This window comes from Lysinibacillus sp. GW823-FHT06C08, assembly GCF_058795135.1.
Genome location: NZ_JBXAHN010000002.1, coordinates 50,587 through 65,343, shown reverse-complemented (window position 1 = coordinate 65,343; position 14,757 = coordinate 50,587). Strand labels below are relative to the sequence as shown.

Below are 14,757 nucleotides of genomic sequence, written 5' to 3'. Positions count from 1 at the left end.
TAAGCTAAGGTTATTTACTTTTCTAAATGCTTTATCGCCAACATCGAGTGATCCTGAATGATGCCTGTATCCACAAAGCCAAAGGAAGCATATAATGTTTTAGCTTTGGCATTGCTTGTATGATAAAAGAGAGTTACATACTTCGCTTCCCCATATGGCATCTGTTCAATTTCCATCAACATTTTTTCAAAGGCAAGTTTGCCATATCCTTTCCTTTGATACCTTTTGTCAATCATCATATGCCATATAAAATAGCTCTTCTTTCCGTAATAATCTTCATTTTCAAATGATTCATGATCTAACGTATCATAAATATACATCATAAACCCAACCACAACTTCATCGAGATAAATGGCAACGGGAGTCGCTGGTATCCCGTCTGTATTCAACATATGAGCATCTGCAAAACTTTTGAGATTCGTAGTTTCTAAAAAGTCCTTCTGTTTTTCTTCAACCTCAAGTGCTATGACTTCTTCTATGTTTTCACCGGTTATTTTTCGTAATTCAATCATTCTTATTTCCCCTTCTTTACATTTTCTCTGTTTTCCTAAAGATAAATTGATCATCAGGATTCCAAATATGCAAGTCGTCAGCAACATAACCACGTAGCCATAGTACGCCGGCAATTTTTCTAAGGTAAAATCCTTTAGGAAAATCATCATCATCACGTATTATCTCTGATGCTATTGTGATGGATCCAGAAGGAGCTTGATGTTGTTGTAGAGAATTCCCTAAATCTCCCTCAGCTTGGTCTAAATATTCAAGTCTTACGTAAGGTCCAACCTCAAGTGGACATAATTCCAAACCAAGTTTATTCGCTTGTTTTATAAGCTGAGGCATAGTAGCTCCATCAGGAAAACCAAGATTCCTAACAGCCAGTTCAACAGTATCTAGGCTGTACTTTGTTTCAGAAGTAATAAATTGATCATCAGATAATAATTGCTCACCATAATGATTCATCGAGATTGAATGTTCTTGTAACTTTTGAATAAGCTGCCATTTTGTTAGTCCACCAATTTCTATTGATTTAACAATAACAGGGCAATCAGGATAAATGCCCATTTGTATCCCTCCTAACATAATAAAAAAAATAACACACCCTAATTATACATATAATGGAAAATGAATAAAAGCTACCATTGACGTTCAAATCCTTTTCCTCTGCTGTTATAGCTTAAGTATATTTGTTCACGGAATCTTTTATATACAGTCTAATCGGTATGAAGAAAAGCACAGTTCTTGTTGCAGAATTGCGCCCTATTCTTGAATAAGGTACAATCCCTAAATAGAATAGTACCCAATTATAGAATAACAACTTACATTGTTTTCGAGTTGTTCATTAGTATTCCATTAGTTATTAATGCCACTCTACATAATTAAAAACTAAAAAAATGTTTTATTCATTCAATTTAGTGGAATAGATTGAATGTGAACATTCTTAGGAGGGATAAATAATGACAGTCAAATTGACAGTAGAAAACGTAGTACAGGCGAAACAAGAAGTGGAGAAATTAGAAGCGCAAGGATATCTTCGAGATAACATTTACATCTTTGCGCACTATGAAGAACGTGAAGATGATATTAACGAAGCACTCGGGACAGAAGAAGCTGGCATTGGCGAGCAAGGGTTCCTGACTTTTATGAAGAATCTGGTGAATTCCCGTGGAGATGAACTCCGCAATGAGTTAGCTTCTGTCGGATTAAGTGAATCGGAAGCTGCTCAATTCGAAAAAGAACTGGATACAGGTAAATTGGTCATAGTTGCCAATAAGTAAAAACAAACCCGGGAATCCCATCCCGGGTTTGTTTTTCATTTTACAAGTCCTCCTCGTATTCCGTGAACTCTGTATTCCAGATAGCCTTTCAACCAAGTCAGTAAAAAAACCATCCTTCTTTATTGTCAATGATCTGCTCGAGGAAATTTTCATCTTCTTCATTAAAGAGTCTTCTTCAACAATATGACCCTTTAAAAGGAAAAAACGCGTTCCTAAATAAACGCGCCCGATCGTATTATAAGGTCAGCCAGAAAATATTTCTGGTTGACCATTTTTTTGTTGAAGATCGTTATTGAACTAAAGCATCCTGTTGAAAAAAGAGCTGCATACGCAACTCAATGATTTTTAACTAATCAATAACATATATTTACCCCTAGAATATATGTCAATTCATGCATTGATTTGTTATTTATAGTTTTCAAGATAGTTTCCTTTTTCAAAAATTTCTTTTGCACTTAGCGCTGTCCATTCCTCTGGGGTTACATTTGGGTGCAAATCAAGATAGGATTTTACCATTTTATAGCCCTCACTGTAACCATAACGATTAGGAAGGCCATTACCTCCCAGAATAATTTCTCCCTTATAATTGTTGTATGGTACTATATTATTCCGCATGTTCTTTCATTAATTTATCAAGTGCTTTACCATAAGCATCTTTGTTTTCCTTACTTAACTCATATAGTGCACTTTTCCAATTTTCCCTATCTACACCTGATAAATGTGGAGTACTTTTTAGTACAGCTTCTTGCATATTCGGTTTATCCTCTTTATTAGCGTCTTTAATAAGCTTTGTTGCTTTTCTTGCATCTGTTACCCCTACTTGTATGTCTTTGTGAATGTCTTTGTGAATGTCTTTGTATTTATCAGGAACTTTTATATATTCCATATTGTCTAAAATCTTATCCATCTTGATTGCTGTTTCTAAAATATCTTTTTCTTTGTCTTTGTCTTCCATAGCTTTCATCGAGTTTACTATGAATAAATCCTTCATGTATTGAAACTCTACTAATTGTTCACAAATATAATAGGGATACTGTTTCTCTGATATTACTGTTTTCATTGTTGATTTGCTTAACTGCTCAGTCTTAGGAGTAGACTCTTTCATTGCACAAATTGGATAAAGTGATTCCAGCTATTGAAGGCCTCGGGTTTCAAGGTCCAGACTATACTAATAAGTAGATCGGCATACTCTTTTCGGATGAAACGAAAAAGCATGCTCTTTATTTATATACTGCTACTCCAATTGAAATGGCTACCTTTTAAAAAATGAATTGGACCGTTTCTTTGAGCTGCAAAATTTAATAAAACAAAGTGGCGCTCCCATTACCTATGTGGTCGTCGAAGACATGCGGAAACCTGCCGATAGCAGCTCCATTTTGTTCTATATGAAAGATGTACAAAGTACTAACACGAAAGAAGATTTCTTGTTACAGTTAAAAAAAGCTAACCACGGTTTGAAGTGAGGTAAATACTATTTTACAACAGTCCTTTTCAGAAAAAGATATTAACAACCACATACGATTGTTTACTAAATAGACATACTCACGAAATGCATTACCTAAGTTTCTTCTAAGAAGTTACTTGGTAATGCATTTTATCAAACGTTGGTTAGCTTAGTATGTAAGCTAGACTGTCCTTTAAACATAATTATCTAGGCCGGTCCATAAGACTATTTCTTGGGTGGTATTGCTCCACAATATGGCCCTTTAATGAAAACGAGCGCTGATTCTTGTGACAGAATCGCGCCCTTATATGGAAGACTTGATTTCAAGATAATACAATTACAATTTCCATTGTTCCCCTGTTACTTAAAAAGGGGTTGGGGTTGGTTTAAAAAGTTAGCGTAATCTATTTTAAGTGACAAGGTCATCTACCCGTCTGGTAAACGAGACCTATGGCTCCAGAATCAAATGTCTTGTTTTCGATAAGTTTAAGATTGACCTTCTCCTTGAGACCTTGGAATAACGGCAACCCGCTGCCGACCAGGACGGGAGAAACCGTAATTTTATATTCATCAATTAAATCAAGCTGCATAAGGTAGTGTGCGAATCTAGGACTTCCTAGGATGACCATGTCCTTGCCTTGCTCCTGTTTGAGGTTCTTGATCTCTTCCTCGACATCTTCTTTCACCAGTCTGGAATTGTTCCATTCGACTTTCTCCAGCGTCGTGGAAAAAACGATTTTGGCTGTCTTTTCGATCCACTCGGCATGATTCCGTTCGTACTGCGAAGCTGATGGGTTCGAAGGCACAGATGGCCAGTAACTGTGCATCATCTGATAAGTCCCACGTCCCCAAATGACAGTGTCGGCAGTACTCAGAATCTCTTTCGCGTGTTTCTCCAAATCAGAATCGTAGGAAACCCAGCCAATGTCCATTTCACCGTTTGGCCCTTCTACAAAACCGTCAAGCGATGCGTGCAGAAATAGAACAAGTTTTCTCATTTTCAGTTCTCCTTTGTTCATGAGGGATGTCTCATTATACTTTGCAGTTTTCATTAATGTTATGTGCAGAGTCAAGTATAGCACACATAAGAATCAATAATTTCTTCTAGATTGCAAAATTTCTTTATTAAACAATTTGGCCCTATAATAAAAAAACACCCATTTCTACATGAGTGTCTTAATTGAATGAAAGTTCTTTAAACGTATATACTGGGACAACGCCTTAATCCTTTAACTGATAGAAAACCTGTTTAATTTTGCCTCAGTGCCAAGTATTGCAGTTTTAAGCTCATTCTCCTGGCTATCTTGTCTCCTTCTGAAATAGAGACTGCGTAAAAAATTCTTGCTGTTCACACGAGCAATCACCTGACTGCGACTTCTCGGCAAATCGCAGCATTGCGCTAAGCAGCTAATCCAATCAGCAATTTCTTGATGTGGAAGTAACTCTTTGTCAATCATCGTATCCACGATATTGACCAACCGCTCATCATCCTCATCACTAAAAATATGTATTCCATTATGTAGCATGCCAGAAATAGCGACAAGAACCTCATGTAACATTGCAATGCTGCTCTCCTCGCACTGCACCAACTCAACAAAAACATCTGCACCGTGAGACGCGCTGTGAGCCCAGCCTCCTACTGAAAGGTAACCTCGCAGATCCTTCTCCTCATTGTAATAACGGAGCATTGCTTGCATTAATTGCTCAATTTCTTCTTGATTTAAAAATGGATTCTGTCTGTGGCGTTGTATAATCAAAGCGATAGGCAAAGCAGAAAACGTCCTTGTAAAGACTGACTGATCATCCTTGCTGCCAATATTATAGAACAAATGGTTCTCATCCGTCAGAACAGTTAAGAGACTACGCAACTCCTCTTCACTGAACCTATTCTCTTCCTTAATCCACATATAAAACATCGGATATATCAAGTTATCCCGCAATTCTGGCTGAGGATCGCCGATATATTGAAGTAACAAAGGTAAGAAATCTTGATGCTGCTCACCTTCGCCTAACTGATACTCATTCTCCTCAATTCTTTGCAAATCCTTCATAAGTTTCATCCTTATTTCGCTCACTTTCCCATCTCCTTTAACATTAATAAAATCTCTTCTATTACAATATCAGGCTCATCATGATGTATATAATGTCCACTACGACTAGCAATCCGGAACTTACTTGACGTTGACAGCCATTGGAATTCTGCTTGTAGACTTTGTTCAATTTCTAATATTTCTTGTGAGGGCCATCCATCTTCATTATTATCGGGTAAACCTCTTGTAATAATTGAGAGAGGAATGTCACTTTGTTTTGAATAATCAACAATTTGCTTATAACTCTGTATTTTATCAATTTTCTCACTATTCAACATAGGATTCTTGAAATATTCCCTATTTCCTGCAAGTAGATTTTCTGGTAGAACCTTTTCATAAGCAAGTTCTTTATATTCCGGTGCAGCGTCAACCAAAACCATACCACAGATGTCCAGCGGATAAAGACTAGTATACAATCTGGCGACCAATCCACCAAAGGAATGGCCTACTAATATATAAGGCTTCTCCACGTCAAGCGCTTGCACCAATGCGGAGAGCTCCTCAACAAGATCACAGCAAGTTCGCGGGACAGCTACGTCTTGACTCCTGCCAATACCCGCCCTGTCATAGGACAAGGTTGACGTTTCATCCGATATTCGGTCTTGGACCTTTTTCCATGTTTCATGGCTATCGCCTAACCCTGCAATAAAGATTACGCTGGGTGTATTTTTACGATATTTATTGAACAGTATACGCCTATCATAGAAATTGATTATCTTTTCATGTTGTATCGTCACTTTTAATCACCTATTTCTACAATATAAAAAAAGGGCCGTTTATGCAACTCAGTAATAATTTGCTAAAGTCCTCCGTTAGTTAAAGTGAGATCTTCACAATCTTATTCTATATTTCAACAATAATAACCAATTTATAGAAAATGTTCCTCGACAATCTGGCCCGTTTGTTGAATAAACAACTTTATTGTTATTTAAAATCTCCATAGAGATTATAATTCGGCTATCTATATCAAAATGAAACAATTCGATAATTAGTATTGGAATAGATGACAGACAAATAATTTTTGGAACAAGGGAGTTGCTTGGCTGCCTTAGGAATAATTCGTTCACTATCAAAAGTAACAACTCTGAGAAAAATAATAATAGTTTCAAAACAGGAATTTACATTTACTATACTTGTAAAAAATGAGTAAAATTATGTTGTAAATAGAATTATGTAACTATTTTTGGGAGGTACATTAATAAAGGGGAAAATTGACAATGACTAATTATAAAAAAATATTTATTTCTCGGCTTGCAGCTTTCACAATTCTTAAAAATAGAATAAAGTTACATTTCAATTGAAATGCCTAGTTAATTGAAGAAGATCATGCGAACATTGTAATCCCTTATATGCCCAAAGCGTCGTTTGGTACGTGTCATAAAAAATGTTATTCAATAATCTGGCCCTTTATAAAAAACACTTTCCTTATTCAAGGAAAGCACCCGATTGTTGAGAGTTGTAGCCTTTTGACATTCTTTATAAACTCTTTATTATCAATTATTGCTACCTCTACAAACCTATTCATCCACATCACAATCCCAACGACGAAGAATCACCTTCTAAATTGAGTTAGTATTAAAATAATGAAAACTAGCGTCAATCCGATAATACTGATGAAAGATGCCACTTTTATATAACGAATAGCACCATCTGCTATTTGTGGTTCTTCTTTGTACATCCATCGCTTTCCCCATAATAAGCTTTCTTGAGGGTAGAAATAGCTCCAAATTAATACTCCATATAATGGCATCGCTAAAATAATGACTACGATTGTATCAAACATTTTTAGCATCACCCCCAAAAATCGTTACATATCAATCCCTATTTGAAGTATTCATTTGTATTCCATGAAACATCCAATAGATGAACAAACTTTTCTTTCGATTTCTCACTGATTCTAATTTAATTGAAGTTATTGTGGCTGTTCTTTTTTAACAAAGAATAGATAAACGTATCATATGCCTTTTCCTTTTGCACCATATAGTCTCTTAGAATTCCCTCTTGCTGAAACCCTAGCTTTAGCAGTAGCTGATTGGATGCTTCGTTTTCTACATACACGACAGCTCCAATACGTTGTAAATTCATGTGTTCAAAGCCATAGTTGATTACTTGCTGGATTGCTTCTTTTGTGTACCCCTTACGCCAGTAATCTGGATGGATTTCATAGCCGATTTCCGCTCGTTTATGGGGAGCAGACCATAAATGATAGCCAATCGTACCCATGACCTCTCCTGTTTCTTTAAGCTCAATACCCCACCGTATACCTCTTTTTTCCTCGTAGTTTTTGTCAAAATGCTTGATTAACTGTTCAGCCTGTTGTTTTTCTATAAAAGGTTCCTGCCCATAATAGCGTGTGACCTCCTCATTTGAAAGGCAATGAAAAATTGCAGCTACATCAGCCTGCGTCAGTTCTCTTAACTTAAGTCGGTCCGTTTCTAACATTGGAAACATCGGTCTTCCCCCTTCATCATTTCTTATCCTTAACCATCAAGCATAATGGCGTCTTGCTCACTGGTCATGATGTGCTTTCCCATTTCATCTACCTATTGGAGAAAACATATTTATTCCATCTTATGAAATTTCCATTTTCTGTACAAGTTGTTTCTCTTAAATTTTAATAGAAATAGAAATTATTACTATATAAAAATTATAAAATAGTTTATAATAGAAAGCTGACTATGCACTCCTACTTAAAGCATATAAAGGTGATTTCAACATGCTATCTTATGAACGTATTCTAATAATGGTCCCGCCGGTTCCCTAGCTACGCTTTCTACTTGTAACGAACAAAGTAGAATTTGCTTGTAGGAGGGCAATATGTTGAAAAAACAGGCAGTACCATCTTTATTGTTAATGATTGTTCTTGTGGCGTTCCCACAAATTAGTGAAACCATTTATACACCATCTCTACCGGACATTGCAGATGCACTTGGTGTATCCAATAGCTCTGTCCAATTAACCTTAAGCATCTATTTTATTGGATTTGCATTAGGTGTTTTTTGCTGGGGATGGATTTCTGATATTATTGGTCGTAGACCTGCCATGTTAGGCGGTTTAGTTTTTTATGGAGTAGGGAGCGCATTATGTTTTTATGCGGACACTATCTCCATTCTAATCATCAGTCGTTTTATTCAAGCATTCGGTGCTGCTACTGGCTCTATTATTACGCAAACCATTTTGCGCGAAAGTGTAACCGGTAATAAACGACATGGTATGTTCGCACAAATTTCCGCAGTCATTGCGTTTACTCCTGCGGTAGGACCTTTAATTGGAGGCTGGGTGGATCAAGCACTCGGCTTTCGGGCAGTATTTTTTGTCCTTGTGGTCATGAGTATAGGGTTGTTCATCTATGCCTATGCCAGACTACCCGAAACAACGCAACCAGCTACTAGGCAAAGAATAGCAATTTGGCCAGTCGTCAAACGCATTTTTGCTTCGCCGACCGTTCTTGTCTATGGTTTGCTCATCGGGGGCATTAACGGTGTGCTATTTAGCTATTATGCGGAGGCACCTTTTATTTTCATTGGTCACTTTCAGATGACGCCTGGACTCTATGGATTTCTTGGCATCATCGTAGCATTGGCCTCGATTTTAGGAGCGATGATCTCTAAGCGACTTATCGCCACGCATCCACCTCAACAAATTATTTATATAGGTTGTTCCGTGATGTTGATGGGCGCTTTCCTTTTAATGATTGTCTGTACTTTACCATTGCCTATTAGTATGCTAGCCATGAGCATCATGGTTACCATTTTTATCTTGCTGTTAGGCTCGGGCATTGCCCTTCCTAATTGTTTAAGTCTAGCATTGGTAGACTTTCAGGACGTCATTGGGACAGCAGGTGCCATCTTTAGTCTCGGCTATTACTTGCTTGTCAGTGTAATCACATCTGGTATGAGTTTGCTTCACAATGAATCCTTGCTGACGATGCCTCTTTATTTCTTGGTGTTAACGATCATGATGTGGTTTAGTGCAAAAAAATATATTCGATAATGGATGCTAGCGGGCATCTTATCTAATTAAACAAAAATGCCACCCTGTTTGCTGAGGGTGGCTTCTTCTTTTATTGAAAATAGTGTTCCACCACTTCCTGTGCGGATTGAAACACTTTATTACTTTGTGTTTTATAAAGGAATTTAGGATTCGTACAGGCTTTCTCCAGACTTTTAGCTTGCTTTAGCTTATCCGTCATTTGCTCAATAATATCCGTATAGCCATCTAGCTGATTTGAAATTTTAGGCAGCATAATAGGTGAGATGTCTAACACAATTGACACCTGATCCTCTGCGTAGCTATTTAAATTGATAAAAAAGCATTGTTCCAAATGCTTAGAATGTTTATCGACATTAATGACCGCCTTTTGAAAATGGGCAACTAGGCCTGTAGAAGTTTGTGTAATGTTAAAGCCTTGCTCTGTCAAATGTTGTTCAATGAGCTGTAAAAACTGATCGACCTCAGCATCTAGTTTCGGCGTGACCGTTGATTGGATTAAATCATCACAATTTTGATAAATTGTATCAATTTCAGTCTGTTTTTCAACAAGTATTTTAAAATTGGACATTGAATACACGCTTCATCTCCCCTTTTTATTAAGGTAGACATTCATGAAGCGTTTTAGTCATAATCATAAAAAATTAACAAACCTAGGGAGGTTCCTATGATAAGAAACTCTGTCAAAGCCATCATCCTCGTGGATGGTGAAATATTGCTGATCAAAAATAAAATTACAGAGGAATATTTTTATATTTGTCCTGGAGGCGGACAGGAGCATGGTGAAACATTTCATGCGACACTTCAACGAGAATGCCTTGAGGAAATTGGTGCTTCTGTCCATATTGGAAAACTTCTTTTTATCCGCGAATATATTGGAAAAAATCATGAGCATGCTGCCTTTGACGCAGATGTTCATCAAGTAGAGTATTATTTTCTATGTCAGCTCCATGAACAATTGCACCAACCCTCTAATCCAGATAGTCACCAAATTGGGACTGAATGGGTCTCAGTGGCAAGGCTCCATGAGTTCCAACTTTATCCGAAAGCATTAATTCCACAACTTCAGCGATATGTGCAAGGGCTAGAAACAACTATTTATTTAGGTGACATCAATTAGCAAAGGCTGCCTATTTTTATAGACAGCCTTCTTCAGCCTCAAATGGTTTTACCATCGTATAATAGCTACTGCCAGGCGGATAATCTTTTATTTCTCCCACCATTTGATAGCCTCTTTCCTCATAAAACGTACGAGCTTGGAACGAATAGGTGGTAAGCAACGCCTTGTTAGCACCCATTTCCTGTGCAGCTATTTCTGCTTGTGCCAGTAATTTACTGCCCAAGCCTTTTCCTCGATACTCTTCTTGAAACCAAAATTTATGTATTTCCATCCATCCCCAATACACTTCTGCGGTCAAACCCCCAACCCATTGCTGGTGTTGATCAGTAACGATCAAATGGAGAGGACGAACGGCTCCCTTCTTCCTACTTTCTCGATGGTGAAAAGAATGTTCGTTATTAAAGCTACGAATTTTTTCACTTAAAAAAATCGCAAAATCATCATGCTGTTCATATAAAATTGAAATATGCGTATCGATATGGGGTTCCTCCTAATCCTGATAACGCTTCAAAAGTTTGTTTTGATGCGCCACGAAAATTTCCTCAAGTGGTATATCATATTGATTGGCAATGACAATAATATTCCCTATAACATCACCTAGCTCTTCCATAAGCTCTTGCTTATTTTCCTCATAGGATTGTGTTATTTCATCAGGTCGATCTCGGCCAATTTCTAATGCTCGTATAGCTCTAGCAACCTCGCCTGTTTCTTCTGCTAAAAAGCCAATTCGTGTAAATATGTTGAGCTCTGACCACCCACGGCTTTCATAGTAGTCCTTCACCCAATGTTGGAACTCATTTAATTCCATTTTTGCTCTTCCTCCATTTCTTTCCTATTCAAATTAAATTATACTATAAAAGAATCTCATCAGATATGGAGGAATCAATAATGAACAGTATCGCAGTATTTTGCGGATCTAGTATCGGCGCTTCAGACGCCTATCGTGAAGGCGCAATTCAACTTGGGAAAGAGCTAGCCAAACGTCAAATTACCCTTATTTATGGTGGGGCAAGCGTTGGCATTATGGCAACAGTAGCCGATACTGTGCTACAAGAAGGTGGAAAAGTTATTGGCGTGATTCCAACCTTGTTAGAGGAGCGTGAAATTACGCATCAGCAGTTAACAGAACTGATCGTTGTCAATACGATGCATGAACGCAAAAGTAAAATGATGGAACTAGCAGATGGCTTTATTGCCCTACCTGGTGGTCCTGGTACATTAGAGGAATTTTTCGAAGTGTTTACTTGGAATCAAATCGGCCTCATCCAAAAACCTTGTGCCATTTTCAATATTGAACAGTATTTCGATTTATTAATTTCATTTTTTGATCATATGCAACAGGAACAATTTTTAAAAGCACAATTTCGAGAAGCATTAATCGTTGACGCAGATGCGGTAGCGCTTTTAGATAAATGTCAAAGCTTTGTTCCTCCAGCTATAAAAACCTACGAGCTAAGCAAATAATCAGTTGGTAAGGTTAGTCATAGTCATACTCGACTGATCTTACCACCGCTTCTTTTTATCTCGTCGCATCTCGTTTTTTTACCACAAGTACAGCTACCAATACCATGATGAGCTTCACCACAATTATGATTATATACAAGCTAAATGATAATATGGCTGGTAGTAAAACAAGCCACCATGACCAAGCAATAATATCCGTTAGCTTTAATAGGACCAAAACAACAGTTAATACTTCTACAATGCCCATCTCTTCACCACCTTTGTCTGTAGACTATGTACCTACGTATAGGGAAATAATAAAGGTAAATCATACAACAGTAGAAAGTTCAATGTATCCTATTTCTGCAAAAAGTGAGTTTGCACCTTTAATAAAAGCAGAATTTGCTTTTCCAGCCGAAGCTTAAAGATGTTGAATTGTTAACAGACGAATCATTAGCAACCATTATGAAGAGAGGATTTCTCTTTAGAATGGTTTTTTACTTTTTCAGTCATTAGCCACCTTCAAAAAAATAATATGAATAATGCGCAACATGAAATGGCACATTACTTGTAGGAGGTGGACAAATTATGTCGAGAATTATTGGTGTTGAAGAATCATTATCTAATATTGAAGAGGCTTTAAAAGCGAAAGGCTATGAAGTCATCCAGCTTCGCAATGAAGAGGATGCCAAAAAATGTGATGCCTGCATCATTACGGGTCAGGACAGAGACGTCATGGGGATTAGTGACCCAGTTATAGAAGGTCCTGTCATTGATGCGAATGGGCTTTCAGCTAACGACGTCGTTCAACGTGTCGAAAAATATTTTCATTAATCATGAAGTGCTGTCGCGAAAATATGGCGAGCAGCACTTTCTTATTGGTTCTCCTTACATACTTATAATATCTACTTATAATACACCTAATAGTTGTACAAAATAAATAATAGGAACTTTAAAAAGTAGGGAGATATATGAGCCAAAAAAATATCATGCTTGTAATTTTAATGCTTACAACTACACTCCTCATGTCAGGCTGTTGGGATGTAACAGAACCCCAACGGATGTATTATGTGCAAGGTGTTGGTGTTGATTATAAGGATAATGAATATATAGCGTACATCCAACTTATGAACTTTGCCAATGTAGCAAAAACAGAACAATCGAATCCACAAGCTGCACCAACTGAAGTCGGGAAAGCTACAGGAAAAACAATTGAAGAAGCAATCTATAAATTGTATCGTTCAATGGACCAAGAAGTCTTTTGGGGACATATGACCTATCTCCTTTTCTCAGAAAAAGCGATGGAAAGTGAGCATGCTATTCCCATTATCGACACGTTTCTACGCTTTCGAGAAACAAGATATCATATTTGGGTCTATTGTACACAAGACCCCATCGAGGAAGTTTTATTAGTATCTCCTATTCTTGAAAAATCACCGACTGCGACCAAGCTGAGTAATCCTAAAAATACTTCGAGACAAGAATCATTTGTAGAGCCGGTGAACTTGAGACAGCTAGTCATTGGTTTAAATGAGCCGAATCATGAAATGAAGGTCCCATTCATTTCCATCAATCAAGACTGGGAAACAGCCAAGGAATCTCGCACTGAAACTGTTTTTGCAGGTGTCGGTATCCTGTCAAAGAACACCTTTAAAGGCTTTATTAAAGGCAATACAGCACGAGGAATTGAATGGATGAATAATGAAACGAAGCAAGGAGAAATCACGATCAAATTAAACAATACGGAGGAGCGCGACTACTTAACTGTTGATATTAAAAAATTAGATGTCAATGTCAAACCAATTGTTGAAAACAATCAAGTAAAATTTGAAGTGTATTTAAAATTTAACACCATTTTGAATGGCTTTAAAGGAAAAGTGACAGCTAGCCAGGTCAGAAAAAAAGTAGAAAGTGAAGTCAAAAAGGAAATTATGGCTACGTTCCAGGAAGGTTTAAACATGGATGCGGATGTCTATCGATTGTCAGAATATCTCTATCGCGATAATGTAAAGGTATGGAAAAACATACAGAAGGATGGCAAAATCCCTTTAACCAAGGATTCCATTAGTAAAATCGATATTCATATTAACAAAGTAAGCCCTGGGCGAAAATCATTTGAAGAAACAATTACCGAATAATAAAAACGACCACCCCTATTAGGAGTGGTCTCTTGTTTATGATAATACTTGATGAAGCTGATCAAGGACAGCTCCTCTACTTATTCCTCCGTGATAGCATACAACCGTTTCGATATCGAGGTCTAGGTATTTCTGTAAAGACTCCTGAGCTTCCGCTAAATCTAATACAGACGGTTCATGGATACCCGCAATATGGCCTTCTACACTGTATAGGGAGTCACCGGCAATTAATATTTTGCTTTGTGTCAAATAAAGACTGAGATGGCCTGGCGTATGTCCAGGTGTATGGATGATTTGAATGCCTCCGCAAAAAGGCAATTCTTCACCATCACTCAAGGTCACATCCACTCTCCCCTTTGGTGGATTTTCTAAATGCGCATCTTTTAATAATGGTAGCTCCCCTTGAATATACGGTTGCTCCAGTGCATGCGCATATACTCGTATATGCTGTCCACATGTCTGTATTAATTCCGGCAAGCACCCAATATGATCCACATCCTGATGCGTGAGAATGACCGCACTTAGCTGGTCCAAAGAAACACCAACCTGTGCCATCGCCTCTCGCAATTCCTCCATTTGTCCAGGAAAACCTGTGTCTATTAACACAGCCATATCTTGATCCCACAAAAGCGTTGGATGAATAATGAATCCTTGATAGCTCAGTTTCAGTACCTTTACACCTTTTGATATTTCTATAGCATTTGCCCCCTTTGCCAAACATGAAAAGATAATGGTGATCCTCTTTTAGTTTCTGCTT

General features: G+C 37.6%; 19 protein-coding genes and 1 pseudogene. 6 read left to right on the top strand and 14 right to left on the bottom strand.

Going from position 1 to position 14,757, the window contains the following annotated elements; translation table 11 throughout:
• Positions 1-14 precede the first annotated feature (14 nt).
• Positions 15-512, bottom strand: coding sequence for a GNAT family N-acetyltransferase (locus AC1Q6O_RS07890; RefSeq protein ID WP_139150586.1), 498 nt, complete (start codon positions 510-512; stop codon positions 15-17).
• Between the two features lie 16 nt (positions 513-528).
• On the bottom strand, positions 529-1,062 hold the full coding sequence (locus AC1Q6O_RS07885) for a hypothetical protein (RefSeq protein ID WP_346038111.1): 534 nt from the start codon (positions 1,060-1,062) through the stop codon (positions 529-531).
• 392 nt (positions 1,063-1,454) lie between these two features.
• Here AC1Q6O_RS07885 and AC1Q6O_RS07880 point away from each other — a divergent pair, with 392 nt between their 5' ends.
• The gene (locus tag AC1Q6O_RS07880; protein ID WP_089984804.1) at positions 1,455-1,775 is read left to right on the top strand and encodes a YflT domain-containing protein; all 321 of its coding nucleotides are present in this window, start codon (positions 1,455-1,457) and stop codon (positions 1,773-1,775) included.
• Between the two features lie 405 nt (positions 1,776-2,180).
• Here the strand turns inward: AC1Q6O_RS07880 and AC1Q6O_RS07875 are convergent.
• The 7 genes and pseudogenes from AC1Q6O_RS07875 to AC1Q6O_RS07845 form a co-directional block, all read right to left on the bottom strand.
• A pseudogene (locus tag AC1Q6O_RS07875) lies at positions 2,181-2,351 on the bottom strand (DUF2268 domain-containing putative Zn-dependent protease); the annotation flags it as partial.
• 28 nt (positions 2,352-2,379) lie between these two features.
• A complete protein-coding gene (locus AC1Q6O_RS07870; protein WP_089984806.1) occupies positions 2,380-2,880 on the bottom strand; it encodes a hypothetical protein in 501 nt (166 codons plus the stop codon).
• Between the two features lie 761 nt (positions 2,881-3,641).
• A complete protein-coding gene (locus AC1Q6O_RS07865; protein ID WP_089984807.1) occupies positions 3,642-4,217 on the bottom strand; it encodes a dihydrofolate reductase family protein in 576 nt (191 codons plus the stop codon).
• Positions 4,218-4,448: 231 nt separating this feature from the next.
• Positions 4,449-5,294, bottom strand: a complete 846-nt coding sequence (locus tag AC1Q6O_RS07860; protein WP_090003163.1) for a DUF2785 domain-containing protein — start codon at positions 5,292-5,294, stop codon at positions 4,449-4,451.
• Positions 5,291-6,046 carry an alpha/beta fold hydrolase gene (locus tag AC1Q6O_RS07855; protein WP_089984812.1) on the bottom strand — a complete coding sequence of 252 codons (756 nt, stop codon included), beginning with the start codon at positions 6,044-6,046 and terminating at the stop codon, positions 5,291-5,293. The genes AC1Q6O_RS07860 and AC1Q6O_RS07855 overlap by 4 nt, the downstream gene beginning before the upstream one ends.
• 815 nt (positions 6,047-6,861) lie before the next feature.
• Positions 6,862-7,101, bottom strand: a complete 240-nt coding sequence (locus AC1Q6O_RS07850; protein WP_342532660.1) for a hypothetical protein — start codon at positions 7,099-7,101, stop codon at positions 6,862-6,864.
• Between the two features lie 110 nt (positions 7,102-7,211).
• On the bottom strand, positions 7,212-7,760 hold the full coding sequence (locus AC1Q6O_RS07845) for a GNAT family N-acetyltransferase (protein ID WP_239355034.1): 549 nt from the start codon (positions 7,758-7,760) through the stop codon (positions 7,212-7,214).
• A gap of 369 nt (positions 7,761-8,129) precedes the next feature.
• Here AC1Q6O_RS07845 and AC1Q6O_RS07840 point away from each other — a divergent pair, with 369 nt between their 5' ends.
• Entirely contained in the window at positions 8,130-9,302 is a 1,173-nt protein-coding gene (locus AC1Q6O_RS07840) for a multidrug effflux MFS transporter (protein WP_043990054.1), read from the top strand.
• A 70-nt stretch (positions 9,303-9,372) separates the two neighbouring features.
• Here AC1Q6O_RS07840 and AC1Q6O_RS07835 read toward each other — a convergent pair whose 3' ends face one another.
• Complete coding sequence (locus AC1Q6O_RS07835) at positions 9,373-9,870, bottom strand: hypothetical protein (protein WP_008175908.1); 498 nt, start codon at positions 9,868-9,870, stop codon at positions 9,373-9,375.
• 96 nt (positions 9,871-9,966) lie between these two features.
• On the opposite strand from AC1Q6O_RS07835, the gene AC1Q6O_RS07830 reads away from it, so the two are divergent.
• A complete protein-coding gene (locus tag AC1Q6O_RS07830) occupies positions 9,967-10,419 on the top strand; it encodes an NUDIX domain-containing protein (RefSeq protein WP_008175907.1) in 453 nt (150 codons plus the stop codon).
• A 16-nt stretch (positions 10,420-10,435) separates the two neighbouring features.
• Here AC1Q6O_RS07830 and AC1Q6O_RS07825 read toward each other — a convergent pair whose 3' ends face one another.
• Complete coding sequence (locus tag AC1Q6O_RS07825; RefSeq protein WP_255250339.1) at positions 10,436-10,831, bottom strand: GNAT family N-acetyltransferase; 396 nt, start codon at positions 10,829-10,831, stop codon at positions 10,436-10,438.
• Positions 10,832-10,909: 78 nt separating this feature from the next.
• Positions 10,910-11,227: a MazG nucleotide pyrophosphohydrolase domain-containing protein gene (locus AC1Q6O_RS07820; protein WP_089984818.1), complete on the bottom strand. Its 318-nt coding sequence runs from the start codon at positions 11,225-11,227 to the stop codon at positions 10,910-10,912.
• An 80-nt stretch (positions 11,228-11,307) separates the two neighbouring features.
• Between AC1Q6O_RS07820 and AC1Q6O_RS07815 the strand changes: the two genes are divergently transcribed.
• Positions 11,308-11,883 carry an LOG family protein gene (locus AC1Q6O_RS07815; RefSeq protein ID WP_492401034.1) on the top strand — a complete coding sequence of 192 codons (576 nt, stop codon included), beginning with the start codon at positions 11,308-11,310 and terminating at the stop codon, positions 11,881-11,883.
• A gap of 55 nt (positions 11,884-11,938) precedes the next feature.
• Here AC1Q6O_RS07815 and AC1Q6O_RS07810 read toward each other — a convergent pair whose 3' ends face one another.
• Positions 11,939-12,130, bottom strand: a complete 192-nt coding sequence (locus AC1Q6O_RS07810; RefSeq protein WP_089984824.1) for a transmembrane Fragile-X-F protein — start codon at positions 12,128-12,130, stop codon at positions 11,939-11,941.
• 320 nt (positions 12,131-12,450) lie between these two features.
• Between AC1Q6O_RS07810 and AC1Q6O_RS07805 the strand changes: the two genes are divergently transcribed.
• Both AC1Q6O_RS07805 and AC1Q6O_RS07800 read left to right on the top strand, forming a co-directional pair.
• Complete coding sequence (locus AC1Q6O_RS07805; protein WP_008175890.1) at positions 12,451-12,696, top strand: YkuS family protein; 246 nt, start codon at positions 12,451-12,453, stop codon at positions 12,694-12,696.
• A gap of 137 nt (positions 12,697-12,833) precedes the next feature.
• A complete protein-coding gene (locus AC1Q6O_RS07800; RefSeq protein WP_107921875.1) occupies positions 12,834-14,000 on the top strand; it encodes a Ger(x)C family spore germination protein in 1,167 nt (388 codons plus the stop codon).
• A gap of 36 nt (positions 14,001-14,036) precedes the next feature.
• Here AC1Q6O_RS07800 and AC1Q6O_RS07795 read toward each other — a convergent pair whose 3' ends face one another.
• Positions 14,037-14,696, bottom strand: coding sequence for an MBL fold metallo-hydrolase (locus AC1Q6O_RS07795; RefSeq protein ID WP_043990052.1), 660 nt, complete (start codon positions 14,694-14,696; stop codon positions 14,037-14,039).
• Positions 14,697-14,757 lie beyond the last annotated feature (61 nt).

Excerpts from the sequence above, each read along its gene's own strand:
- AC1Q6O_RS07890 (WP_139150586.1), bottom strand. The coding sequence starts at position 512 with ATGATTGAATTACGAAAAATAACCGGTGAAAACATAGAAGAAGTCATA.
- AC1Q6O_RS07885 (WP_346038111.1), bottom strand. The coding sequence starts at position 1,062 with ATGGGCATTTATCCTGATTGCCCTGTTATTGTTAAATCAATAGAAATT.
- AC1Q6O_RS07880 (WP_089984804.1), top strand. The coding sequence starts at position 1,455 with ATGACAGTCAAATTGACAGTAGAAAACGTAGTACAGGCGAAACAAGAA.
- AC1Q6O_RS07870 (WP_089984806.1), bottom strand. The coding sequence starts at position 2,880 with ATGAAAGAGTCTACTCCTAAGACTGAGCAGTTAAGCAAATCAACAATG.
- AC1Q6O_RS07865 (WP_089984807.1), bottom strand. The coding sequence starts at position 4,217 with ATGAGAAAACTTGTTCTATTTCTGCACGCATCGCTTGACGGTTTTGTA.
- AC1Q6O_RS07850 (WP_342532660.1), bottom strand. The coding sequence starts at position 7,101 with ATGCTAAAAATGTTTGATACAATCGTAGTCATTATTTTAGCGATGCCA.
- AC1Q6O_RS07845 (WP_239355034.1), bottom strand. The coding sequence starts at position 7,760 with ATGTTTCCAATGTTAGAAACGGACCGACTTAAGTTAAGAGAACTGACG.
- AC1Q6O_RS07835 (WP_008175908.1), bottom strand. The coding sequence starts at position 9,870 with ATGTCCAATTTTAAAATACTTGTTGAAAAACAGACTGAAATTGATACA.
- AC1Q6O_RS07830 (WP_008175907.1), top strand. The coding sequence starts at position 9,967 with ATGATAAGAAACTCTGTCAAAGCCATCATCCTCGTGGATGGTGAAATA.
- AC1Q6O_RS07820 (WP_089984818.1), bottom strand. The coding sequence starts at position 11,227 with ATGGAATTAAATGAGTTCCAACATTGGGTGAAGGACTACTATGAAAGC.
- AC1Q6O_RS07815 (WP_492401034.1), top strand. The coding sequence starts at position 11,308 with ATGAACAGTATCGCAGTATTTTGCGGATCTAGTATCGGCGCTTCAGAC.
- AC1Q6O_RS07810 (WP_089984824.1), bottom strand. The coding sequence starts at position 12,130 with ATGGGCATTGTAGAAGTATTAACTGTTGTTTTGGTCCTATTAAAGCTA.
- AC1Q6O_RS07805 (WP_008175890.1), top strand. The coding sequence starts at position 12,451 with ATGTCGAGAATTATTGGTGTTGAAGAATCATTATCTAATATTGAAGAG.
- AC1Q6O_RS07800 (WP_107921875.1), top strand. The coding sequence starts at position 12,834 with ATGAGCCAAAAAAATATCATGCTTGTAATTTTAATGCTTACAACTACA.